The organism is Pseudomonas sp. JS3066 (assembly GCF_036328175.1).
Classification (GTDB): domain Bacteria; phylum Pseudomonadota; class Gammaproteobacteria; order Pseudomonadales; family Pseudomonadaceae; genus Metapseudomonas.
On sequence record NZ_CP143312.1, the window covers coordinates 5,868,570 to 5,892,504 of the forward strand.

The window sequence follows — 23,935 nt, forward strand, 5'->3', positions numbered from 1 at the left end:
GGCGCCCAGCGTCCTGTATCGGTCCCAGAGGCAGAACCCCGGGGCCGTGACTTCAAGGTTGGGCCGGCTTTGCCGGCCCTTTGGCGTTACATGGGAATAAAGTGGTTGGTCCAGGCGGGGGCCCGATAATGAAAAGACTAAACGCAGGCAATCTGTTTTCAGGGGTGCGCAGTACGTCGCTGATCGCTGGACTCTTCGTGGTCCTGATCATCGCCATCGTGCTGCTGTTCGCGAACTTCGCGTACCTCAACACCCAGGCGAACTACGACAAGGAATACATCAGCCACGCAGGCGAGCTGCGCGTGCTGTCCCAGCGTATCGCCAAGAACTCCACCGAGGCCGCGGCGGGCAAGGCCGAGGCCTTCGCTCTGTTGAAAGACGCACGTAACGACTTCGAGAAGCGCTGGAATTTCCTGGTCAAGGGCGACGCCTCTACCGGCCTGCCTGCCGCACCTGTTGCCGTGAAGGGCGAAGTGGATACGGTGCAGAAGGATTGGGACAGCCTGCGCAAGAACGCCGACGCCATCCTGGCCAGCGAACAGACCGTACTGTCCCTGCACCAGGTAGCCGCCACCCTTGCAGAAACCATTCCGCAGCTGCAGGTCGAGTACGAGGAAGTCGTGGACATCCTCCTCGAAAGCGGCGCGCCCGCCAGCCAGGTTTCCGTGGCCCAACGCCAGTCGCTGCTGGCAGAACGTATCCTGGGTTCGGTGAACAAGGTTCTGGCCGGTGACGAAGATTCGGTGCAGGCCGCCGACATGTTCGGTCGTGACGCCAGCCTGTTCGGCCGCGTACTGAACGCGATGCTCGAAGGCAACGCGGCGATGGATATCTCCAAGGTCACCAACACCGAGGCGCTGGAGCGCCTGCAGGAGATTTCCGAACTCTTCGAATTCGTTTCTGGTTCGGTGGACGAGATCCTCGAGACCTCGCCGGAACTCTTCCAGGTTCGTGAATCCGCCAACACCATCTTCACTGGCTCCCAGACCCTGCTGGACAAGGCGTCCGCCCTGACCACCGGCTTCGAGAACCTGGCCAATGGCCGTGGCCTGAACACCCTGGCCGGTTACGTGCTGGGCGCCCTCGCACTGGGCGCGATCATCCTCATCGGCCTGGTGATGGTACAGAGCACCCGTAGCCGACTGGCCGAAACCGCCGCGAAGAACGAACGTAACCAGGCGGCGATTCTGCGTCTGCTCGACGAAATTGCCGACCTCGCCGACGGTGACCTGACCGTGGCAGCGACCGTGACCGAGGACTTCACCGGTGCGATTGCGGACTCCATCAACTACTCCATCGACCAGCTCCGCGAGCTGGTTGAAACCATCAACCTGACTGCCGTGCAGGTGGCCGCCGCCGCCCAGGAAACCCAGGCCACCGCCATGCACCTGGCCGAGGCTTCCGAGCACCAGGCCCAGGAAATTGCCGGCGCCTCTGCCGCGATCAACGAGATGGCCGTGTCCATTGACCAGGTATCGGCGAACGCCTCCGAGTCCTCGGCGGTAGCGGAACGCTCCGTAGCCATCGCCAACAAGGGCAACGAAGTGGTGCACAACACCATCACCGGCATGGACAACATCCGTGAGCAGATCCAGGACACCTCGAAGCGGATCAAACGCCTCGGTGAATCGTCCCAGGAGATCGGTGACATCGTGAGCCTGATCAACGACATCGCCGACCAGACCAACATCCTCGCCCTTAACGCTGCGATCCAGGCGTCCATGGCCGGTGACGCGGGCCGCGGCTTCGCCGTGGTAGCGGACGAGGTACAGCGCCTCGCAGAACGTTCCTCCGCCGCGACCAAGCAGATCGAGGCGCTGGTGAAGACCATTCAGACCGACACCAACGAAGCGGTTATCTCCATGGAGCAGACCACTTCCGAAGTGGTCCGTGGTGCTCGCCTGGCCCAGGACGCCGGTGTGGCTCTGGAAGAGATCGAGAAGGTATCCAAGACCCTCGCGGCGCTCATCCAGAACATCTCCAACGCCGCTCGTCAGCAAGCGTCCTCCGCCGGCCATATCTCCAACACCATGAACGTGATTCAGGAGATCACCTCGCAGACCTCTGCCGGTACCACCGCCACCGCGAAGAGCATCGGCAACCTGGCGAAGATGGCGAGCGAGATGCGCAAGTCGGTTTCCGGCTTCAAGCTGCCGGAAGCTCAGGACATAGCCTGACCAGGGGAGGCGCCGCGGCCTGAGGTCGCGGCACGATGGCCATGAATCAAGGGCACGACAGCATGCAGTCGGGCGGCGTCTGGGCCTTGAAACCCCTGGCCGACATGACGACAGCCGAGTTTCACGACTGGCAGAAGCTACTCGAGGAACGCACCGGCGTGGTGGTCAGCGACCAGCGTCGGTCCTTCCTCCAGGCCAATCTCAGCGCGCGCATGCGCGAGCTGGGGGTCCAGGACTACGCCAGCTATTACCGCCAGGTCACCGACGGGCCGCGTGGCGCGGTGGAATGGTCGACCCTGCTGGATCGCCTGACCGTGCAGGAGACTCGATTCTTCCGCCACCCGGCATCCTTCGAACTGCTTGCGAATTACCTGCGTGGGCGTGTCGAAGGTGGCTTGGCAAGGCCCCTGGAGATCTGGAGCGTGGGTTGCTCCAGCGGTGAAGAACCCTATTCCCTGGCCATGGTGGCGGCCGAGGCGCTGGGCGGCACCGAGCAGCCGGAGTATTTCGGCGTCACCGGCACCGACATCAGCCTCAATGCCCTGGCCAAGGCCCGTGAGGGCCTGTATGGCGCCCGCCGCCTGGAACAACTGGAAAAAGCGCTTACCGAGCGCTATTTCCAGGCCCAGGACGATGGTCGCTACAAGATAGTGCCGAGCTTGGCCGCACGGGTGTGCTGTGCCCGGCTCAATGTGCTGGAACTGGCCAAGGCGCCAATGTCCGGCATGGACGTAATTTTCTGTCAGAACCTGTTGATCTACTTCCGCCGCTGGCGCCGTCGGGAAATTCTCAATCGCCTGGCCGAGAGCCTGGCGCCGGGAGGCCTGATGGTGCTGGGCGTGGGCGAAGTATTAGGTTGGCAACATCCGGACCTTGAGCCGGTGGCCAATGAACAGGTTCTGGCATTCACCCGGAAGGGATAGCAGACGGCTATGACTGATCGGCACGACTACGTTGCCCTCGAGTGGGTAAAGGGCGAGATCGCGGAAACCCTGAAGCAGGCACGGCAGGCCCTCGAGGCCTTCGTCGAGAACCCGCAGGACCCGACGCGCATGCGTTTCTGCCTGACCTATATCCACCAGGTCCAGGGCACGCTGCAGATGGTCGAGTTCTATGGCGCGGCCCTGCTCGCCGAGGAAATGGAGCGACTGGCCCAGGCGCTGATGGAAGGCCGAGCGGCCAACCGGGGCGAGGCCCTGGAAGTGCTGATGCAGGCCATCCTGCAGCTGCCTCCCTACCTGGACCGCATCCAGAGCGCCCGTCGTGACTTGCCGATGGTCCTGCTCCCGCTGCTCAACGACCTGCGTGCCGCCCGCGGCGACAACCTGCTCTCGGAAACCAGTCTGTTCGCGCCGGACCTTTCCAGCATGCTGCCTGCGCTGTCGATGGACACCTTGGCGCGCATGCGTACTGCCGAACTACCGGTCCTCCTGCGCAAGCTGCGGCAGATGCTGCAAACCGCCCTGGTCGGTGTAATCCGCAACCAGGACCTGGCCGCCAACCTCGGCTACATGGCGCGAGTGTTCGCGCGCCTCGAATCACTCTGCCAGGACGCGCCTCTCGGCCCACTCTGGCAGATCGCCTCGGGCCTGGTGGAAGGCCTGGCCAATGGCTCGGTGGTCAACGGTTCCTCGGTGCGCAACCTGCTGCGCCAAGTGGACAAGGAGCTCAAGCGCCTGCTTGAACAGGGCGCCGATGGTTTCAACCAGGCCGCTCCGGAAGACCTGGTGAAAAACCTGCTGTTCTATATCGCCAAGGCTCCGGCCCAGTCGCCGCGTATCCGCGCCCTGAAGGAGCGCTATCGCCTCGATGAAGCCCTGCCCGACACCGCCGTGGTAGACGAGGAACGCGCCCGCCTTGCCGGCCCCGACCGCGATGCCATGCGCTCAGTGGTTACTGCGCTCTGTGAGGAGCTGGTGCGGGTCAAGGACAGCCTCGACCTCTTCGTTCGCAGCGACCGCAGTGGGGTCGCCGAACTGGACTCCCTGCTGCCGCCGCTCAAGCAGATCGCCGACACCCTGGCGGTGCTGGGCTTCGGCCAGCCGCGCAAGGTCATCCTCGATCAGATCGACGTTATTCACGGCCTGTCGCTTGGCCAGCGTGAACCCAGCGACGCGGTACTGATGGATGTCGCCGGCGCGCTGCTCTACGTCGAAGCCACCCTGGCCGGCATGGTCGGTCCGGCGGACGAAGGCGCTGCGGAAGAAAGCCACCTGCCCACCACCGACGTGGCGCAGATTCACCAATTGGTCATCAAGGAGGCGCGCAATGGCCTGGAACAGGCCAAGGACGCGATTATCGAGTTCATCGCTTCGCAGTGGAACCATGAGCACCTGGCTCGCGTCCCGGAGCTGCTGACCCAGGCGCGAGGCGGTCTGGCGATGATTCCGCTACCGCGCGCCGCCGCCCTGCTGGAAGCCTGCAACCGCTACATCCAGGAACAGCTGCTGGCCCGCAAGGCCGTGCCCAACTGGCAGAGCCTGGATACCCTGGCCGATGCCATCACCAGCGTGGAGTACTACCTCGAACGCCTATCCGAGGACCATGCTGCCCAGGGCGACCTGATCCTCGACGTGGCCGAGGAAAGCCTGGAATCCCTGGGTTACCCGTTGAAGGAAAAGCCATCCATCCTCGATCGGGTGGATGAGGACGAGGCCCCGGCCCCCCTGGTCAATCCGCTTCAGGAAATCGAAGTGCTGGCGGCCGAAGAGTCGGAGTTGCACCAGCATCTTGATCCTGAAGACGAGCCGGAAGCGGTGATGCCCGAGGCATTCTCGTTCGTGCCGGCCGCCGATGGCGTCGACCTCGGCCTGGATGTAGAGCCCGAACCGCTTGGCGATGCCGCAACATCGGCCGTCGAGAGCGAAATGCTGGTTTCCGATGACAACTGGAGCCTGGGAGAGCTTGAGGCCGAGCCGGCCGCCGATAGCATCGATCTCAGCCTGGACGCACCGCTGGAATTGGCTGCTGCGACTGAAACGCCAACTGCTGCAAGTGAACTGACCGCATCCAATGATAGCTGGAGCCTGGACGATCTTGAGGCAGAGCCGGCCGCCAAAGCTATCGACCTCGGCCTGGACGCGCCGCTGGAACTGGCTGCTGCTGAAGTTCCGGTCGCCGAGAGCGAACTGCTGGTCTCTGATGACAACTGGAGCCTGGGCGAGCTGGAGACCGAACCCGCCGCCGAAAGCATCGACTTGAGCCTGGATGCTCCCCTGGAGCTTTCGGCCGAGCTACCTACTGCCGAAAGCGAACTGCTGCTCTCCGAAGACGATTGGAGTCTGGACGCGCTGGAGGCCGAGCAGGCGGCTGATACCATCGAACTCAGCCTGGACACTCCGCTGGAGCCCGAGGCCGTTGCGAGCCTGGAACTCGAGCCGATAAAGGGTGACGAGGTCCTGCCCAGCCTTGATCTGGCCGAGCTGGACAGCCTGCCCGCCTTGGCCGAGGAGCCGCTGGCGGAGGACGGCGAACTGCTCGACTTCAGCCTCGACACGCCGCTGGAGTTCGACGAGAACCAGCCGTTGCCGAGCTTCGACCTCGCCGACCTGGAAGAACTCCCGCCGGCCCTGCCTGGTGATCAGCCGGCGCTGGAAATGCCGCAAGCCGACCTCGAGGCGCTGCCGAGCCTGGACTTCGACGAGTTGGATACCCTGCCCGACGCCGAACCGGTAGTCGAGCTGGAAGCCATGAACCTGGAGGACCTGCCGGCTCCGCTGGAGTGGGACGAAGCCGCCCTCGCCGAACTTGGCCTGCCGGAAGTGGAGTTGCCCAGCGCACCGGAGGAAGCGCCGGTGCAAGAGCCTGCGGAACGGCCGCTGTCGCTGGCCGAAGTCATGGCAGCCCCGGTGCCCGCCTTCAATCCGCCGGCCCGCGAGGTGCCGCCGAGTCTGCTGCCACCGCCAGCCGACGAAGAACCCGTGGACGACGAGCTGCAGGAAGTCTTTATCGAAGAAGCCGGCGAAGTGCTGGAGACCCTGGCCGAGTACCTGCCGCGCTGGCGTGCCGATAGCAATGACCGTGACGCCCTGGGCGAAGTGCGCCGCGCCTTCCACACCCTCAAGGGCAGTGGACGCATGGTGCGTGCACTGGTCATTGGCGAACTGTCCTGGTCGGTGGAGAACCTGCTCAACCGCGTGCTGGATCGCAGCATCGAGACCAGTGAGCCGGTCTACCAGGTGGTCCAGGATGTGGTCGACCTGCTTCCCGCCTTGGTCGAGGACTACGCCGGCAAGGCCCAGCGCCAGCGTGATGACGTCGACCAGTTGGCCGCCACGGCTCACGCCCTGGCCAAGGGGCAACTCCTCCCAAAATCTGAAGCCCCGGGTTCAGATCAGGCCATCGAGCCCGTGGGCGAGCCGCATGCTCCGGTCATCACCGAGTCCGGCGAGGCGCTGGACCCGCAACTGCTGGAAATCTTCCGTAACGAGGCGGAACTGCACCTGGAAACCCTCGCCGGCTTCATCAAGGCCTGCGACCACGAATTGCCACAGACCATCAACGATGACCTCCAGCGTGCCCTGCACACCCTCAAGGGCAGCGCGCACATGGCGGGCATCCTGCCGATCGCCGAGATCGCCACGCCGCTGGAAAAACTGGCCAAGGAATACAAGACCAACCTGCTCAGCATCGACCTTTCCGAGGCCGAACTGCTGCGCGAGGCGCTGAACCTCCTGCATCAGGGCGTGGCCCAGCTCGACAGCACGCCGTTGGCGGCGATTCCCGGCACCAATGAACTGCTGGAGCGCATCCAGAAGCTGCATCAGGACCGATTGGACGCGGCCAGCGCCGCTCGCCGTGATGACAAGGGCGAGACTCGCGATCCGCAGATGATCTCCCTGTTCCTCGCGGAAGGCATGGACATCCTGCTGGACGCCGAAGATCTGCTGCGGCGTTGGCGTGAGCACCCGGCCGAGCGCCAGGAACTGGGCGCGCTGCTGGAAGAACTGAATACGCTCGGCCGTGGTGCCGAGATGGCCGAGCTGCCGCAGATCGAAGAACTCTGCGAGGCCCTGCTGGATGTCTACGGCGCTGTCGACGAAGGCAGCCTGCCGGTCAGCGAGCGCTTCTTCAGCGAAGCCGATGCTGCCCACGAGGCCCTGATCGGCATGATGGACCAGGTCGCTGCAGCGCTGGAGGTCACGCCCCAGCCGGAGCGTGCCCAGGCCCTGCGCACCCTGCTGCAGGACGTGGTCGACCCGACGGCCTTGGCGCTGCTGGAGCCTGGCATCCCCGATCTGGAGATCGAGGAGCTGGACGCGGACGCCGCCGATTGGGCGCGCGTCGACGACATCCCGCCGCTGCCCGAACTGGTGGAAGCGCCGCTGGCCCTGCAGGAAGTGGCATTGCCCGAGCTGGCGTCCTTCGATCCCGAACAGGCGCCCGAGACCGAGCCACTGGATGAGGTTCCGGCTGCCCTGGACGAAGAGATGGTGTCGATCTTCCTCGAAGAGGCAGTGGACATCCTCGATAGTGCCGGCAAGGCCTTGGAACGCTGGCTCGGTGAGCCGGACAATAAACCGGCCCTGCTGGCCCTGCAGCGTGACCTGCACACTCTCAAGGGCGGTGCGCGCATGGCTGAGATCCGCCCCATCGGCGATCTCGCCCACGAACTGGAATCCCTCTACGAAGGTCTGGTGGACCGCCGCTACAGCCATTCGCCGCGCCTGGCCGAACTGCTGCAGAAGAGCCACGACTGCCTCGCTTCGCTGCTGGAACAGCTCCAGGCCCGCCGCGCCCTGACCGATCCGCTGCAGTTGATCCAGGACATCCGGGGCTTTCGCCAGGGTGGTGCGCAGAGCCTGTCCGCCGCTGTAGTGCAGCCGTTACCCGAAGCCGAAGCCTTCGACGAGCAGGATTTCGACGACGAAGACGCCGCTGGTCCGGGCGAGCCGTTGGCAGCCGCCAACGAAGAGCTTGAAGAGTCGGAGCTGGATGTAGCCACCCAGGTCATGGACGAAACGTCCCTGTCCGAGTTGCTGGAAATGCGCGTTGCTGAAGAGCCGGCCGCCTATAGCGCCCCCCAGCCCTTCGATAGCGACCAGGACCCGGAGTTGGTGGAAATCTTCCTCGAGGAGGGTTTCGACATCCTCGACAGTGCCGGTGCCGCCCTGCAGCGCTGGATCGAGTACCCGGACAACAGCCTGGAAGTCGAGTCCCTGCAACGGGACCTGCACACCCTCAAGGGCGGTGCGCGGATGGCCGAGATCGGACCCATCGGCGACCTTGCCCATGAACTGGAATTCCTCTACGAAGGCCTTTGCGGCGGTCGCCTGCGGGCCAGCCCGGCCCTGTTCGGTCTGTTGCAGGCCTGCCAGGACCGTCTGAGCGAAATGCTCGACGCGGTGCGCGCACGCCGCCCCTTGCCTGGTGGGCAGGCACTGATCGACGCCATCCAGCGCTGGCGCACCAATCCCAGCGAACAGTTGAGCGTACCGAGTGCCGTGCATCTGCAGCCTGCCGCCGCGGATGACCTGGAAGCCGTGGCCGAGGCAGATATCCTCGACATCTTCCTGGAAGAGGCCGACGACCTCTTGGAGGCCATGGAAACCGCTATCGGCCGCTGGGAGGAGTCGCGCGAAGACGGCGCCCATGTGGAAGAGATTCTGCGCGTGCTGCACACGCTCAAGGGCGGTGCGCGGCTGGCCGGACAGAAGCGCCTGGGCGACCTCACCCACGATCTCGAACAACACCTGGTCGAGGCCCAGCAACAGGGCGCACCCTGGCCGGAAAGCCTGTTCCTCGATGTGCAATCGGGATACGAAGGTCTGCAGGCCGAGCTGGAAGACTTGCGCCAGCAACTCGATCAGAGCATCGCCGAAGACCTGGCGCCGCCGCACGTATCGAACCAGCCGGAAGTGCCCCAATTGGTCGCGCCAATCGTCGCCGCCAGCGTTCAGCCTCTGGTGGTCGGTGAAGAACGAGTGTTGCCGTTCGTTCACCGTGCCCGTGAAGCCGCACAGGAGGCCGCCGCGCGTCGCGCGCCTCAGGAGCTGGTGAAGGTACCTGCCGAACTGCTCGAAGGCCTGGTCAACCTGGCGGGTGAGACCTCCATCTTCCGTGGCCGGGTGGAACAGCAAGTCAGCGACTTCAGCTTCACCTTGAGCGAGATGGAGTCCACCATCGAGCGGGTGCGTGACCAGTTGCGCCGTCTCGACACCGAGACCCAGGCGCAGATTCTCAGCCGCTACCAGGCAGAAGCCGAGCGGGCTGGCTACGAGGATTTCGACCCGCTGGAAATGGACCGTCACTCGCAGCTGCAACAGCTGTCGCGAGCGCTGTTCGAGTCCGCGTCCGACTTGCTCGACCTCAAGGAAACCCTGGCGGCGAAAAACCGCGATGCGGAAACCCTGCTGCTGCAACAGGCGCGGGTGAACACCGAGTTGCAGGAAGGCCTGATGCGTACGCGCATGGTGCCCTTCGACCGCCTCGTACCCCGTCTGCGCCGTATCGTCCGGCAAGTGGCCAGCGAACTCGACAAGCAGGTGGAATTCGTCGTCGGCAACGCTGAAGGCGAGATGGACCGTACCGTGCTGGAACGCATGGTGGCGCCGCTGGAACACATGCTGCGCAACGCGGTCGACCATGGCGTTGAGAGTGCCGAGGCGCGCCGCGCCGCCGGCAAGCCGGAGAGCGGTACCATCCGCCTGAATCTCGGCCGCGAGGGTGGCGACATTGTCCTCACCCTGGCTGACGACGGCGCCGGCATCAAGCTCGAAGCTGTGCGTCGCAAGGCGATCGAGCGCGGCATGATGGACGTGGAGTCCGACCTGTCGGACCACGAAGTGCTGCAGTTCATCCTCGAACCGGGTTTCTCCACGGCCGACAAGGTCACCCAGATTTCCGGCCGTGGCGTCGGCATGGACGTGGTGCACTCCGAGGTGAAGCAGCTCGGTGGCACCATGAGCATCGACTCGATCCCGGGCGAGGGTAGCCGCTTCCTTATCCGCCTTCCGTTCACCGTGTCGGTGAACCGTGCGCTGATGGTGCTTTCCGGCGAAGACCTCTATGCAATCCCGCTGAACACCATCGAAGGCATCGTGCGTGTTTCGCCCTACGAGCTGGAAACCTACTACCAGCCCGATGCGCCTCGTTTCGAGTACGCCGGGCAGAACTACGAGCTGAAGTACCTGGGCGACCTGCTGGACAACGGCCAGCAACCCAAGCTGGTGGGCCAGAGCCTGCCGTTGCCGGTGATTCTGGTGCGCTCTTCCGAACACGCCGTGGCCGTGCAGGTAGACGCCCTTGTGGGGTCCCGCGAAATCGTGGTGAAGAGCCTCGGCCCGCAGTTCGCCGGCGTCCACGGTATCTCCGGTGCCACCATCCTCGGTGATGGCCGCGTGGTCGTGATCCTCGATCTGCTGGCGACCATTCGTACGCGCCACGCTCACCTGGTGCAGCCGCAACTGCGTTCGGCCAGCGCCACAGTCCTGCCGGCAGAGGTGGATCTGGAACGTCCGCCGCTGGTGATGGTGGTGGACGACTCGGTGACCGTACGCAAGGTCACCAGCCGCCTGCTGGAGCGCAACGGTATGAACGTACTCACCGCCAAGGACGGGGTGGACGCCATCGCCCTGCTGCAGGAGCAGCGTCCGGACATCATGCTGCTGGACATCGAGATGCCTCGCATGGATGGCTTCGAGGTGGCGACCCTGGTCCGCCACGACGAACGCCTGAAGGACCTGCCGATCATCATGATCACCTCGCGTACCGGTGAGAAACACCGTGAGCGCGCCATGGCCATCGGCGTCAATGACTACCTGGGCAAGCCCTACCAGGAATCGCTGCTGCTCGAATCCATCCAGCATCTGGTCAAACGGACATGACAGAGAAGACTTCCGCACGGATCGCCGTGCTCGCCGACACTTCGCTGCAGCGCCATGTGCTGCAGCAGGCTCTGACCGGCAATGGCTACCAGGTCGTACTCAACAGCGATCCGGCACGCCTCGATGACGAAGCCCTCGGTGCCTGCGAGGCGGACCTGTGGCTGGTGGACCTGGCCCTGTCCGAGGACTCTCCCCTGGTGGACAGCCTGCTGGAACATGCCAGCGCCCCGGTCCTGTTCGGCGAAGGCCACGCTCCCGAACGCCATTCCGAGCACTACCCGCGCTGGGAGCGGCGCCTGTTCGGCAAGCTGAAGAAGCTCGTCGGCGACCCCGCGGTGGCGGTAGGGCCGAGCCTGGAGAGCCTGCTGGCGGATGCCCAGCGTCCTGCGCGTCTCGAATTGCCCAGGGCACTGGCCGATACACCGCTGGTGGCAGGTGAGCCGGCACGCCAGGTTTGGCTGCTGGCCGCCTCCCTCGGCGGGCCGGCTGCGGTCAAGGCGTTCCTGGATGCCCTGCCCGGTGGCCTGCCCATCGGCTTCATCTATGCCCAGCACATCGACCCCAGCTTCGAGGGCGCGCTGCCCCAGGCGGTGGGTCGCCACAGTCAGTGGCACGTCAATCAGGTTCGTAACGCCGATGCCGTGCGCTGCGGCGAGGTCGTCGTGGCGCCCATCAGCCGTGAGCTGGATTTCACCGAAGACGGCCAGATGCAGGTGAGCGAGCGCCCCTGGCCAGAGCCCTACAGCCCGTCCATCGACCAGGCCATGCTCAACCTGGCCCAGCACTACGGCGCCCAATGCGGTGTCATCGCCTTCAGCGGCATGGGGAGCGATGGCAGCGCCGCGGCTGCCTACCTGCGCCGGCAAGGTGGACTGATCTGGACACAGAGCGCCGAGAGCTGCGCCTGCTCGAGCATGCCCGACAGTCTGCGCGAAGGTGGCTACAGCAGCTTCAGCGGCGACCCGCGCGAGCTGGCGGCGAAGCTGGTCGAACATCTGGCCGCACAGTGCAGCTAAAGGAATTCACATGAGCCAAGCCGTTACCACCCAAAACAGTTCCGCCAGCCTTACGGGGCTGCTGCTGCCGCTGTCCGACCGTACCCTGCTGGTGCCCAACGTGGCGTTGGCCGAACTCATTCCCTATCGCGCTCCCCAGGCGACACCGGGACTGCCGGCCTGGCTGCTGGGCCAGGTGGCGTGGCGCGACCTGCGCCTGCCATTGCTCTCCTTCGAGGCCGCCGCCGGTGGTGAGGCGAAGGTTGGTTCAGGTGCCCGGGTGGCCGTGCTCAACGCCCTCGGCGGTCGCCCGCACGTGAAGTTCATTGCCTTGTTGCTGCAAGGTATTCCCCGTTCGCTGAAGCTCGAAGAAGATGTGCGCCGTGCCAATGCGCCGCTGGCGGCGCTGGAGCTGGATTCGGTGCAGCTCGGCACCGACGTGGCGAAGATCCCCGACCTTGTAGCGCTGGAGCAGATGCTGGCCGATGCCGGTTTGATCTGATTCAGCGGGGCTGAATGCCGTGGGTTGGTCCTTGTGCAACGGGGCCCAGCATTTCTCCGGCTATTTCGCTCGTTGGGCTTCGCGCAGCTCAGACCAACCTGGCCAGAGCATGGGGCTAGAAATCACCCCAGAGTTGTTGAGCAACACTGAGCGCCACTACCGGTGCCGTTTCGGTGCGCAGCACCCGTGGCCCCAGTCGCGCGGCGTGGAAGCCCGCTGCCTTTGCGGCATCCACCTCAGCCTCGGAAAGCCCGCCCTCGGGGCCAATCAGGAAGGCCAGGTTGTCCGGCCTGGCGTGGCTGGCCAGGGGCTCGGCTACCGGGTGCAGGACCAGCTTGAGATCTGCCTGAATGTCGCGCTGCCAATCGCCTAGCGTGATTGGCGCGTGGATAACCGGTAGTACCGACCGGCCACATTGCTCGCAGGCGCTGATCGCGATCTGGCGCCAGTGGGCGAGGCGCTTGTCGGCGCGCTCGTCCTTCAGGCGCACTTCACAACGTTCGCTGACGATCGGGCTGATCTCGGCCACGCCCAGTTCAGTGGCCTTCTGGATCGCCCAGTCCATGCGTTCGCCACGCGACAGGCCCTGACCCAGGTGCACCCGCAGAGGCGATTCAGTCATACCGGCGAAGGACTCGCGCAGATCGACCCTTACAGACTTCTTGCCCACTTCGATCAGTTCGCCGAGGTACTCCTGGCCGGAGCCGTCGAACAGCTGTACGGCATCTCCAGCGGCAAGGCGCAGGACGCGGCCAATGTAGTGGGCCTGGGCCTCAGGCAGCTCGTGCTGGCCGAGGGAGAGCGGGGCGTCGATGAAAAAGCGGGAAAGGCGCATGGGCGTTAGGACAAAGGTGGGACAAGGCGCGCAGTTTAAGGCCTGGCGGCGATGCCGTGTAGGTTGGTGCTGAGCGCAGCGAAGCCCAACAATCGAGTTTCAAGACTGGATCGTCGGGCCTCGTCTAGTTCGGCCTAACCTGCGCAGAGGCGGTGATCAGCCCGGATCGCGGTGGTTTGGGTGCAGGTCCGCCGCCACCGGCACGCTCACCGAGTCGCGGGTGGCGATGTCGATGCCTTCGCTGGCCACCTCGGCAAGGAAGTCGATCTGTTCCTCGGTGATCACGTAGGGCGGCAGGAAATACACCACATTGCCCAGCGGGCGCAGCAGGGCGCCGCGCTCCAGTGCGTGCTGGAAGACTTTCAGTCCCCGGCGTTCCTGCCACGGGAAGGGCGCCTTGCTGGCCTTGTCCTGGACCATCTCGATGGCCAGCACCATGCCGGTCTGGCGCACTTCTGCCACGTGCGGATGATCCGCCAGGTGCGCGGTTGCGGTGGTCATGCGCATCGCCAGCTTGCGGTTGGCTTCGATCACCCGGTCCTGCTCGAAGATGTCGAGAGTGGCCAGGGCGGCGGCGCAAGCCAGCGGGTTGCCGGTGTAGGTGTGCGAGTGGAGGAACGCTCGCAGGGTCTGGTAGTCGTCGTAGAAGCCCTGGTACACGGCCTCGGAGGTGAGCACTGCGGCCATTGGCAGGTAACCACCTGTCAGGGCCTTGGACAGCACCAGGAAGTCCGGGGCAATACCGGCCTGCTCGCAGGCGAACATGGTGCCGGTGCGGCCGAAACCGACGGCGATCTCGTCGTGGATCAGGTGCACGCCATAGCGGTCGCAGGCCTCCCGCAGCAGCTTGAGGTAGACCGGGTGGTACATGCGCATCCCGCCGGCGCCTTGGATCAGCGGCTCGACGATCACGGCGGCGACCTCGTCATGGTGCTCGGCCAGGGCCTGCTCCATGTGGGCGAACATGGCGCGTGAGTGTTCCTCCCAGCCCATGCCGTCGGGACGCAGGAAGCAGTCCGGGCTGGGCACCTTGAGGGTGTCCAGCAGCAGCGACTTGTAGGTTTCGGTGAACAGGGCGACGTCGCCCACCGACATCGCCGCAACGGTTTCCCCGTGGTAGCTGTTGGTCAGGGTGACGAAGCGCTTCTTGCGTTCCAGTCCCTGGTTACGCCAGAAGTGATAGCTCATCTTCAGCGCCACTTCGATGCCGGAGGAGCCGTTGTCGGCATAGAAAACCCGGTCCAGGCCCTTGGGGGTGATCTTCACCAGGCGCTCGGACAGTTCAATCACCGGCTGGTGGCTGAAGCCTGCGAGGATCACGTGCTCCAGCTGGTCAACCTGGTCCTTGATGCGCTGGTTGATACGTGGGTTGGCGTGGCCGAAGACGTTCACCCACCAGGAGCTGACGGCATCCAGGTAGCGCTTGCCCTCGAAGTCCTCCAGCCAGACGCCTTCGCCCCTGCGGATCGGTACCACCGGCAAGCGTTCGTGATCTTTCATCTGGGTGCAGGGGTGCCAGAGCACAGCGAGGTCGCGTTGCATCCAGTCGGCATTGAGGCCCATGGGTCGTTCTCCTGTAGCGATCGGCGAAGCCTATGCAATGCCTCCGCCCTGGACAAGCAGGACGCTGCCTGCCGCCCGGAAGGCACGTCTGTTCGGGCCGTCGGGGCTGGCGTATCCTGCGCGCCAATTCAGAACGACACTGTTTTACCGGGGGAGATTTTCATGCCAGCAGCCTGGCGCGCCTTGGCGCTGATCATAGTGGGAGGGCTGAGTGCGACTGCGCTGGCCAAGGACAAGCAGCCGACGGCCATCGTCATCGGTGGCGGCATGGCGGGCCTGACCTCGGCCTACGAGCTGCAGCAGAAGGGCTGGCAGGTCACCGTGCTGGAGGCCAAGCCGAGCATCGGCGGGCGCTCTGGCCTGGCCGCCAGCGAGTGGGTCGGTAGCGCCAAGCTGCAGCCGAGCCTGTATCGTTACCTCGACCAGTTCAAGCTGAAGGCCGTGCCCGCGCCGGACTACGTGCGCAATCCAGGCTACCTGGTGAACGGTCGCTACTTCTCCGAGGCCGACCTGCTCAAGGAAGCGCCCAGTACCGTCGAAGGCCTGAAGCGTTTCGACAAGAGCCTGGATGACCTGGCCGCCTCGATCGACGATCCGATGAAGCCGCTGGCCAATCACACCCTGCAGACCCTCGACTCCATTAGCGTGGCGCGCTGGCTGGAAAAGCTGAGCCTGCCGCCGACTGCCAAGGCCCTGGTGGATCAGCGCATCCGCTCGCGCTACGACGAGCCGTCGCGCCTGTCGCTGCTTTACCTCGCCCAGCAGGCGCGCGTCTATCGTGGCCTGCCGGATACCGAGATGCGCGCTGCTCGCCTGCCCGGCGGCAGCCAGGGGTTGGCCCAGGCCATGGCCAAGCAGATCAAGACCATCAAGACCAACGCCCGCGTCTCCGCCATCGTGCAGGAGAAGGACGGCGTGACCGTGAAGGTCGGCGGTGCTGGCTACCAGGCTGATTACGTCGTGCTTGCCGTACCGCTGCCGGCCCTGGGCAAGATCAGCATGACGCCTTCTCTGTCGGCCCTGCAGCTGCGCGCGCTGAAGGACATCAACTACGGCTGGCGCGATCAGATGCTGCTGCAGTTCAAGAAACCGGTATGGGGCAAGAGCCGCCTTTCCGGCGAGGTCTATAGCGACCAGGGGCTGGGTATGCTCTGGGTCGAGCCGGCCCTGAAGGGCGGCGCCAACCTGCTGATCAACCTGTCCGGCGACAACGCCCGCCTGATGCAGGCTTTCGGCGACCGGCAGATGGTCGATCAGGTGCTGATCCGCTTCGACAAGCATTTCCCAGGCGCCCGCGAACAGTTCAAGGGCTTCGAACTGCGTCGTTACGGCAAGGATGCGTTGGCCGGTGGCGCCTACCTGGCCTATGGGCCGGGCGAAATCAGCCTCTACTGGCGCATGTGGGAGCAGCCTCTGGGGCGCGTGGTGTTTGCTGGCGAGCATACCGATGCGCTGTATCCAGGGACCCTAGAAGGGGCCCTGCGCAGCGGCCAGCGCGCCGCCACCCAGGTGGCCGACCTCAAGGCCGGCAAGGCCGTGGGTCCGGTCGAAACCGTGGCCGAAGCCAAGCCTGTAGCGACGCCCAAGGCGGCTGCCACGGCAGAGAAGAAGGGCTTCTTCTCCCGCCTGTTCAACTGAGTTGCACCTCCGGCGGCGGGTCTTTCCGCCGCCGGTCCCCTCCGCCGCGCCGTTCGGCAGCGGCTGACGAACTTTCAGTCAGTTCCTTCGACAAAATCCTGCAAAGATCCATTCGTTATAAATGATCGTATTGCTCGATATTTCAAAGCGAAATTTTCCGCTTTAATTCGATAGATTAGCCGCTAGGCTTTATCAGTCGCGTTCACCCAGCCTGTGTTTCCAAGGATTCATTTCATGCAATGGCGTAACTCTCCGTCCCGCTTCGGCCTGGTCAGTGTTCTTCTGCATTGGGGTGTGGCCATCGTCTTCGTCGGTCTGTTCGCCCTGGGCCTGTGGATGGTCGGTCTGAACTACTACAGCAGCTGGTACAAGACCGCTCCTGATATCCACAAGGGCATCGGCATCCTGCTGTTCCTGGTGATGGTCGCGCGCCTGGCCTGGCGCTTCATCAGCCCGCCGCCGCCGGCACTGCCCAACCATGGTCCGATGACCCGCCTGGGCTCCAAGGTCGGTCACCTGGTGCTCTACGTCGGCCTCTTCGCCCTGATGATTTCCGGTTACCTGATTTCCACCGCCGAGGGCCGTGGCATTGCCGTGTTCGGCCTGTTCGAAGTGCCCGCCACCCTCACCGCCATTCCTGACCAGGAAGATGTCGCCGGCGCCATCCACGAATACCTTGCCTGGGGCCTGCTGATTTTCGCCGGTATACACGCCCTGGCCGCTCTCAAGCACCATTTCATCGACCGCGACGCGACCCTGACCCGCATGCTCGGACGCGCCGCCAAATAATGCTGCAACCTTTCAACAAGGAGATTCACCGATGCTGAAGAAAACCTTCGCTGCCCTGACCCTCGGTGCCGCACTGTTCGCTGGCCAGGCCATGGCCGCCGACTACGTGATCGACAAGGAAGGCCAGCACGCCTTCGTCAACTTCAAGATCGGCCACCTGGGCTACAGCTACATCTACGGGACCTTCAAGGATTTCGACGGCACCTTCAGCTTCGATGAGAAGAACCCCGAGGCCAGCAAGATCAAGGTCACCCTGAAGACCGCCAGCGTTGATACCAACCACGCCGAGCGTGACAAGCACATCAAGAGCGGCGACTTCCTGAACGTTAGCAAGAACCCCACCGCCACCTTCGAGTCGACCTCGGTCAAGTCCACCGGCCAGGGCACTGCCGACGTGACCGGCAACCTGACCCTGAACGGCGTGACCAAACCCGTCGTGATCAAGGCCAAGTTCGTTGGCCAGGGCGACGATCCGTGGGGCGGCTACCGTGCCGGTTTCGAAGGCACCACCACGATCAAGCTGAAGGACTTCGCCATCCAGAAGGACCTCGGCCCGGCCTCCCAGGAAGCCGAGCTGATCATCTCCTTCGAGGGTGTGCGTTCCTAAGCTCGCTTTCCCGCAGTATCAGGACGCCGGCTCACAGCCGGCGTTTTGCTGTCCGGCTCACCATGGGACGTGCGGGCGTTCGGATGCCCGGCGTTGTGGGAGCGAAATCATCCGCGAAATCGACGTGAGGCAGCTCCGCCGATTCGTGCAGACAGGCCTTTGACCTGCATTGCGGTTGAAACCCCTCCTGCCGAAAATGCACGAACCCCCGGAAACGAAAACGCCGGCACTGGGCCGGCGTTTTCATGAGCAGGAGGGACTCAGCGATTGCGGGTCAGCAATGCTGGTTTCTCACCGCGCGGGCGGTTGCTCTGCTGCAGCTCGTCCAACTGCTCCGGCGTTGGGAAACGGTCGGCGCGGGACTCTTTCATGATGATCTTCGGAGCCGGTTTGTTGGCGCGAGGATCCTGAACCGCTGGCTCGTCGCGACTACGGGATACCAGTTGATCTTCACCACGGCGCTGGCCGTTGCCGCGAGTCTTGTTGGCGGGCTTGCCCTGACGCTGCTGGCCTTGCTTCTGGCCCTGTTGCTTCTGGCCGCTGCCCTGACCACCACCGCCTTGGCGCCGGCCCTGGTTCTCACCCTGGCCTTGCCCACGCCCCTGGCCGCTGCGGCCCTGGGCTTGTCCCTGGCCCTGGCCCTGGCCCTGCTTCTGACCCTGTTTTTGGCCTTGAGCCTGGCCCTGGCCGCCACGGCGCTGATTGCGACCCTGGTTCTGGCCTTTGGGCGGGTAGGGGCTGACGTAGTCGGCGCGATTGCCGAAGTTGTCCACGTCGTCGTCGAGGAACTCTTCAGGGTCACGATCAGCCGCCGGCTGCGGCGGGCGTTGCGGACGTGCCTGTTTGGGTTGTTGCTGCGGGGCTGCAGCCTTCTGCTCCTGGCCCTGGCCCTGCTGTTCCTGGCTTTTGCCTTTGCCCCTGCGGCGGTTGCGGCTCTTGCGCGGCTTGGCTTCGGAGTCGTCGCCAGCTTCCTTGGCCTCACTGGGACCCTGGGACGCTTGCTGCGGCTTGCCTTCGCGCTTGGGCTTGTCGGCGCGCGGCTGGCGCTCGGGGCGCGGCGCCCGGGCCTCGGGGCGTTCGGCTTCGACAGTCGCTGGGTCAAAGCCCTGGGTATCGCCGGCCGGGATCTTCTGCTTGGTCAGGCGCTCGATGGCCTTGAGCAGCTTGTCTTCGTCCGGGGCAACCAGGGAGATGGCTTCACCACTGCGGCCGGCACGGCCGGTACGGCCGATGCGGTGCACATAGTCTTCCTCGACGTTGGGCAGTTCGAAGTTGACCACATGGGGCAGTTGGTCGATGTCCAGGCCGCGGGCAGCGATATCGGTCGCCACCAGGATACGCACGTCGTTGGCCTTGAAGTCTGCCAGGGCCTTGGTGCGAGCGTTCTGGCTCTTGTTGCCGTGGATCGCCGCGGCGGGCAGACCGTGCTTGGTCAGGTACTCGGCCAGACGGTTGGCGCCGTGCTTGGTGCGGGTGAAGACCAGCACCTGTTCCCAGGCACCGACCGTGATCAGGTGCGCCAGCAAGGCGCGCTTGTGGCCGGCTGGCAGGTGGAACACGCGCTGCTCGATGCGCTCCACCGTGGTATTCGGCGGCGTCACTTCAATGCGTTCGGGATCGTGCAGCAGCTTGTTGGCGAGGTCGACGATGTCTTTCGAGAAGGTCGCCGAGAACAGCAGGTTCTGGCGCTTGGACGGCAGCCTGGCGAGGACTTTCTTCACATCGTGAATGAAGCCCATGTCGAGCATCCGGTCGGCTTCGTCGAGCACCAGGATCTCCACATGGGAGAGGTCGACGGCGCCCTGGCCAACCAGGTCGAGCAGGCGGCCGGGGCAGGCCACCAGGATGTCCACGCCCTTGGAAACGGCCTGGATCTGCGGATTCATGCCGACGCCGCCGAAGATGCAGGTGCTGACCAGATGCAGGTCACGGGCATAGAGCTTGAAGCTGTCATGGACCTGGGCCGCGAGTTCGCGGGTTGGGGTCAGGACCAGTACACGCGTCTGGCGCGGGCCGTGCCGCTGGGATTTGTCTGGGTGACCGTTGGGGAACAGGCGCTCGAGAATCGGCAGCGCGAAACCGGCAGTCTTGCCGGTGCCAGTCTGGGCCGCAACCATCAGGTCGCGACCTTGCAACACGGCGGGAATCGCCCGCTGTTGCACGGGGGTGGGCTGGGCGTAGCCGGCGGCTTCGACAGCGCCGACCAATGCCTCGGAGAGACCGAGGGAAGCAAAGGACATGGGAGATCCTGTGTAGTTCTAGGGGCTGGCCCGAAAGGGTGATCTTGTCTGGCTCGAATCGCAGCGATGGCTCGCGATCCCGACCGGTCCTGCTGGCTCTAGGGTGGCTCAGCATCCGGGCGTATGCCTGACGGAGCGCCGAGTATAACAGCTCCTCGAGAATGTACAGCCATCGCGGCGCTCAACGGTTGCTGGAGATTTCCTGGCCCGGTTCGCGGTAACGGGCCACGAGCTGTGCGTACGCCGGTTCCTGCTTGAAACGCCTGAGCGTTTCGCCGAAGGGCGCGGCCAGGCTTTCCAGTTGCGATTGACGGCGGAAGGCGAGGTACAAGCGGTCGCGGCTGATCGCCCTGGGATGACTGGCGATCTGCGTTTCCAGGCCCATCTGGTGGACGAGGTATAGGCCGGCGCGGCGGTCGTTGACCACGAGATCGACCCGATCGCGCACCAGCTTGCCGAGATTGGCCTCGTGGGTCGGCGCCGGTTCGCGGGTGAACAGTGGCGAGGTACGAAAAGCCTGGTCGGCGTACCAGTAACCGGGGGAAACACCTATCTTGAGGCCCCGAAGATCGGCCAGGCGCTGGAACGGGTAGGGTCGTTGCCGCGCATAGAACAGCACGAACTCCACTTCCGACAGCGGTTCTGCGGGGAAGACCATCTGCGACTCGCGTTCCTGATTGCGAAAGATGTCCAGCACCGCGTCGGCCTGACCGTTTTCCAATTCCATCAGGCAGCGCTTCCAGGGCATCAGACTCCACTGGACCTCGATGCCCATGCGTTGGAAAACGATGGCGCTGGCCTCGTAATCCAGGCCACGGAGTTGACCTTCTTCTTCGAATATGTAGGGCGCCCAGGGTTCGCTGACAATGCGCAGGGGCTCGGCCAGGGCGGCTGAGCCGAGACATGCGAGCAGGGTGAGAAGGACTATGCGAAGTACTGGCATGTGGCCAGATTACGTGGCCGCAAGCGCGATGGGTAGTAAGTCGAAGGTCAATGCGCCGAAGCTGTGACCGCCTTCGCCACTGGGGCGATCACGAAGGCGGCTACAGTCGCCATCAACCCAGGGGGCTGGCCAGCCCGGCCAGGGCCTGGTCGAGCACTTCGCGCGCCTGGTCGAGCACCTCGCGCTTCCAACCGTCCCGCTGCGGATAGAACGCGCCGCGCAGGCGCTCCTTGATGCGCTGGTGGACCGCCGGAGCGGTATTCGGGTGGTTTTGCAGCCACTGCTCGGCACGTAGTGCGGAGAGGACCTTGCGTCCGGGCAGCGTGCCGTATTCCAAGGTCAGGCCGTTGTACTGGGCCTGGGCGCATTCGCTCATCACCATCTGGTCGAGCGTGCCGTTGAGTCGGGCCGACACCGAGTTGCCTTCGGCGCTGTTGGTGACTTGCTCGCCCCACCAATGGCGTGCGCGGGCGATGTCTTCGGCACGCTGGCGGCCTTTGTAGATGCGCTCGCCGACGCCCTGTGGTCCGAGCCCGGTATGCACGTCGATCCAGGCGATACGCCGGCACTGGCGAGCGTGTTCGCGCAGTACCCGGCGCAGGGTCAGGTTGCTCCAGGTTGGGCGGGCGCCGGCGAAGAACAGGCCATGCGGGTCACTGTGCTGGCCCCGTGAAATAGCGGCCTGCAGGCTTTTCCTGCCATGACGCAGTGCATAGCCCACCAGACGCAAGTCGCTCAGCAGCCCCGGCCGCATCAGCCAGGGGGCCACCGCCCGGTAATCGGGGTTGTTCGCCAGCGGTTGGCCGAAGTCGACGAAGTTGCGATTCAGGTCGACGTTGTCTTCGTTCACCCGCCGCAACCAGGAGAAGCCGTAGGGATTGAGTGCGTGTAGGTAAAGCACGGCGAGGTTGTCGCGCCGGCAGCGCTCGTTCCAGTCTCCGTCGCGCAGACGGTCGATCTGGATCGCCGAGCCGCAGAATCCCTCGACGCCGTGACAGCCGCTGCTGATCACCAGCAGGTTGGCGGCGTCGCGCGGGCCACTGAAGGCCACATCCAGTGCAAGTTGCTCATTGTCGCGACCCTGCATCGGGTGGTTATGGGATTCCACGGTGAGGCGGCGCTGGTGGCAGATTTCGAGGAATTTTTCGCGGGCCTCCGCGTAATCGCGAGAGAAACAGGTCAGGTCCATTTCAGGTTCCGGGTCAGGCGCCTTTGGTCGTTCACGGGCGTAGCCGTGCCCGGGCACCGGCTTGTGGCCGGCGCCTGGCGACAGCGAATCAGGGTTGGAGGGCGTCCGGAGGCCGGGTGGGCCGCCAGATGTGGCGCGAGTCGATCAGGTTGTCGGAATCAGCACCCGGCCAATGCTGCTGATGCGTTGGCCGAACTCCACGGTGTCGATCTCGATCCGTGTACCGAATTCCGCGGACAGCACCTGCAGGCGCTCGAGGATGCGCCGTGCCTGCTGCTGGTTGTCCTCGCTGTCGAAGGCCAGGCGCGGAATGCCGCGCTCGGCGTCACGTCCTTCGAAGCCCAGTTCGATGGGGTGTAGCAGCAGTTCCTTGAGGCGGCCTTCGGCGTTGAAGCGGCATTCAGCAACCACGCTTTCGAACCAGATCGGCTCACTGAAGATGCCCACCACGCGTTTCCACTCGAGGAATTCGGCCGGAGTGGAAATGCGCGGGTTGGTGATGCCCTTGGGGCCGACGATGGCCTCGGCGGCCAACCATTCCATTTCTTCCCACTCGTCACGGGCAATCACCTGCTGGCTGTTGTCCATGAAGCAGAAATTGCCCAGGGAGTAGAGCAGCGGCTTGCCGTTGTAGACCTCGATGCCGCGGATCTGGTGCGGGCCATGGCCGCAGAGCATGTCGGCGCCGTTGTCCACCAGGCTGCGGGCCAGTGCCGGCAGGTAATTGGGCACTGAGGAGGTGAAGTTGTCCGGCTCGTGGGTGTGCTGGGCGACGATGGTGAAGTCGGAGGTTTGCTTGGCCTGGCGCAGGTTCAGCAGGATGTCCGCCTGGTCGCGCTTGTCGCACTCGTAGTGGATGCGTAGGGAGCCCGGCGCGGCGCTTGGGTCGACGCGGTAGTGCAGTGCCATCCCCAGGTGCACGCTGTGCTGGCCGTAGAGGGCTTTGAGCAGGTAATGGTCCTGGAACGCTTCCTGGTCGTTGAGGCGCTTGAGTACGGCGAAGTCTTCGGCCGATACCAGTCGATGGGGCGTTGTGCGCAGCGGGTTCAGGCCGGGACGCGGCGGCACCACGCCGAGGCCATCGTTGGCCGGTGAATTGGCTTCGAAGGTGGTTGCGTAGGAGATCAGTGACACCCGCGCGCAGTCCGTGTTGACGAAGGCCGGGGCGCGAGCGGCGGAGAGACTGGCGCCGGTTCCTGCGTGGGCGATGCCGGCGGCATCCAGCAGCTCATTGGTCATGCGCATGCCTGCCGCGCCCCAGTCCAGGGCATGGTTGTTGGCGCGGGCCATCAGGTTGAAGCCCAGGGCGGCGAGGTCCGCCGGGGCGTCCGGGTCACTGATCAGCCAGGCGAAGCCGGACTCGGCTTCCGGGTAGCCGTCGTAGGTCTTCAGGTCGATGGCCGAGCCTTCGTAGTTGCCGACCACCACATCGCCCCGGCCGAGGATTGCCAGCAACTCCGGCGACTTGCGCTTGAGCTTCTGGGCGATGGCGTGGGTGATGATGATGTCGCCAACGGCGACCACGCAGAAGCCGTCTTCGACCTCGGCCTCGCGCCAGGTGGGTTGCAACTCGAGGGTGGCGGGCCGCTGCTGCGGGGCTTTGACACGTTGATACATGGAGCGATTTCCTGA

14 protein-coding genes are annotated in these 23,935 nt (G+C 64.6%); 8 read left to right on the top strand and 6 right to left on the bottom strand.

Features of this window, described 5'->3' with window-relative positions; all coding sequences use genetic code 11:
- The first annotated feature begins 128 nt into the window (after window positions 1-128).
- The 5 genes from SA496_RS27595 (at window position 129) to SA496_RS27615 (ending at window position 12,499) form a co-directional block, all read left to right on the top strand.
- Window positions 129-2,177: a methyl-accepting chemotaxis protein gene (locus SA496_RS27595; RefSeq protein WP_153918756.1), complete on the top strand. Its 2,049-nt coding sequence runs from the start codon at window positions 129-131 to the stop codon at window positions 2,175-2,177.
- Between the two features lie 62 nt (window positions 2,178-2,239).
- A complete protein-coding gene (locus tag SA496_RS27600; RefSeq protein ID WP_120655302.1) occupies window positions 2,240-3,100 on the top strand; it encodes a protein-glutamate O-methyltransferase in 861 nt (286 codons plus the stop codon).
- A gap of 9 nt (window positions 3,101-3,109) precedes the next feature.
- Complete coding sequence (locus SA496_RS27605) at window positions 3,110-11,002, top strand: Hpt domain-containing protein (protein WP_330114772.1); 7,893 nt, start codon at window positions 3,110-3,112, stop codon at window positions 11,000-11,002.
- Entirely contained in the window at window positions 10,999-12,018 is a 1,020-nt protein-coding gene (locus SA496_RS27610) for a chemotaxis protein CheB (RefSeq protein ID WP_120653542.1), read from the top strand. Before SA496_RS27605 ends, SA496_RS27610 begins: the two co-directional genes overlap by 4 nt.
- Window positions 12,019-12,028: 10 nt before the next feature.
- Window positions 12,029-12,499: a chemotaxis protein CheW gene (locus SA496_RS27615; RefSeq protein ID WP_153918760.1), complete on the top strand. Its 471-nt coding sequence runs from the start codon at window positions 12,029-12,031 to the stop codon at window positions 12,497-12,499.
- Between the two features lie 115 nt (window positions 12,500-12,614).
- Here SA496_RS27615 and SA496_RS27620 read toward each other — a convergent pair whose 3' ends face one another.
- Complete coding sequence (locus SA496_RS27620) at window positions 12,615-13,334, bottom strand: 16S rRNA (uracil(1498)-N(3))-methyltransferase (protein ID WP_330114773.1); 720 nt, start codon at window positions 13,332-13,334, stop codon at window positions 12,615-12,617.
- A gap of 156 nt (window positions 13,335-13,490) precedes the next feature.
- On the bottom strand, window positions 13,491-14,897 hold the full coding sequence (locus tag SA496_RS27625) for an adenosylmethionine--8-amino-7-oxononanoate transaminase (RefSeq protein WP_330114774.1): 1,407 nt from the start codon (window positions 14,895-14,897) through the stop codon (window positions 13,491-13,493).
- 162 nt (window positions 14,898-15,059) lie between these two features.
- On the opposite strand from SA496_RS27625, the gene SA496_RS27630 reads away from it, so the two are divergent.
- From SA496_RS27630 to SA496_RS27640, 3 genes are all read left to right on the top strand, one after another.
- Complete coding sequence (locus SA496_RS27630; protein WP_120653538.1) at window positions 15,060-16,535, top strand: flavin monoamine oxidase family protein; 1,476 nt, start codon at window positions 15,060-15,062, stop codon at window positions 16,533-16,535.
- Window positions 16,536-16,769: 234 nt separating this feature from the next.
- Window positions 16,770-17,324 (top strand): cytochrome b, encoded by a 555-nt coding sequence (locus SA496_RS27635; protein WP_120653537.1) that lies wholly within the window; start codon window positions 16,770-16,772, stop codon window positions 17,322-17,324.
- Between the two features lie 31 nt (window positions 17,325-17,355).
- A complete protein-coding gene (locus SA496_RS27640; RefSeq protein WP_120653536.1) occupies window positions 17,356-17,931 on the top strand; it encodes a YceI family protein in 576 nt (191 codons plus the stop codon).
- 260 nt (window positions 17,932-18,191) lie between these two features.
- Here the strand turns inward: SA496_RS27640 and SA496_RS27645 are convergent, their stop codons facing one another.
- The 4 genes from SA496_RS27645 to SA496_RS27660 all read right to left on the bottom strand — a co-directional run bounded on the left by SA496_RS27645 (window position 18,192) and on the right by SA496_RS27660 (window position 23,920).
- Window positions 18,192-20,171, bottom strand: a complete 1,980-nt coding sequence (locus SA496_RS27645; protein WP_330114775.1) for a DEAD/DEAH box helicase — start codon at window positions 20,169-20,171, stop codon at window positions 18,192-18,194.
- A gap of 181 nt (window positions 20,172-20,352) precedes the next feature.
- Window positions 20,353-21,114, bottom strand: coding sequence for a substrate-binding periplasmic protein (locus SA496_RS27650; protein WP_330114776.1), 762 nt, complete (start codon window positions 21,112-21,114; stop codon window positions 20,353-20,355).
- Between the two features lie 112 nt (window positions 21,115-21,226).
- A complete protein-coding gene (locus tag SA496_RS27655; RefSeq protein WP_330114777.1) occupies window positions 21,227-22,303 on the bottom strand; it encodes a M14 family metallopeptidase in 1,077 nt (358 codons plus the stop codon).
- Window positions 22,304-22,447: 144 nt separating this feature from the next.
- Window positions 22,448-23,920 carry a CapA family protein gene (locus SA496_RS27660; protein WP_330114778.1) on the bottom strand — a complete coding sequence of 491 codons (1,473 nt, stop codon included), beginning with the start codon at window positions 23,918-23,920 and terminating at the stop codon, window positions 22,448-22,450.
- Window positions 23,921-23,935 lie beyond the last annotated feature (15 nt).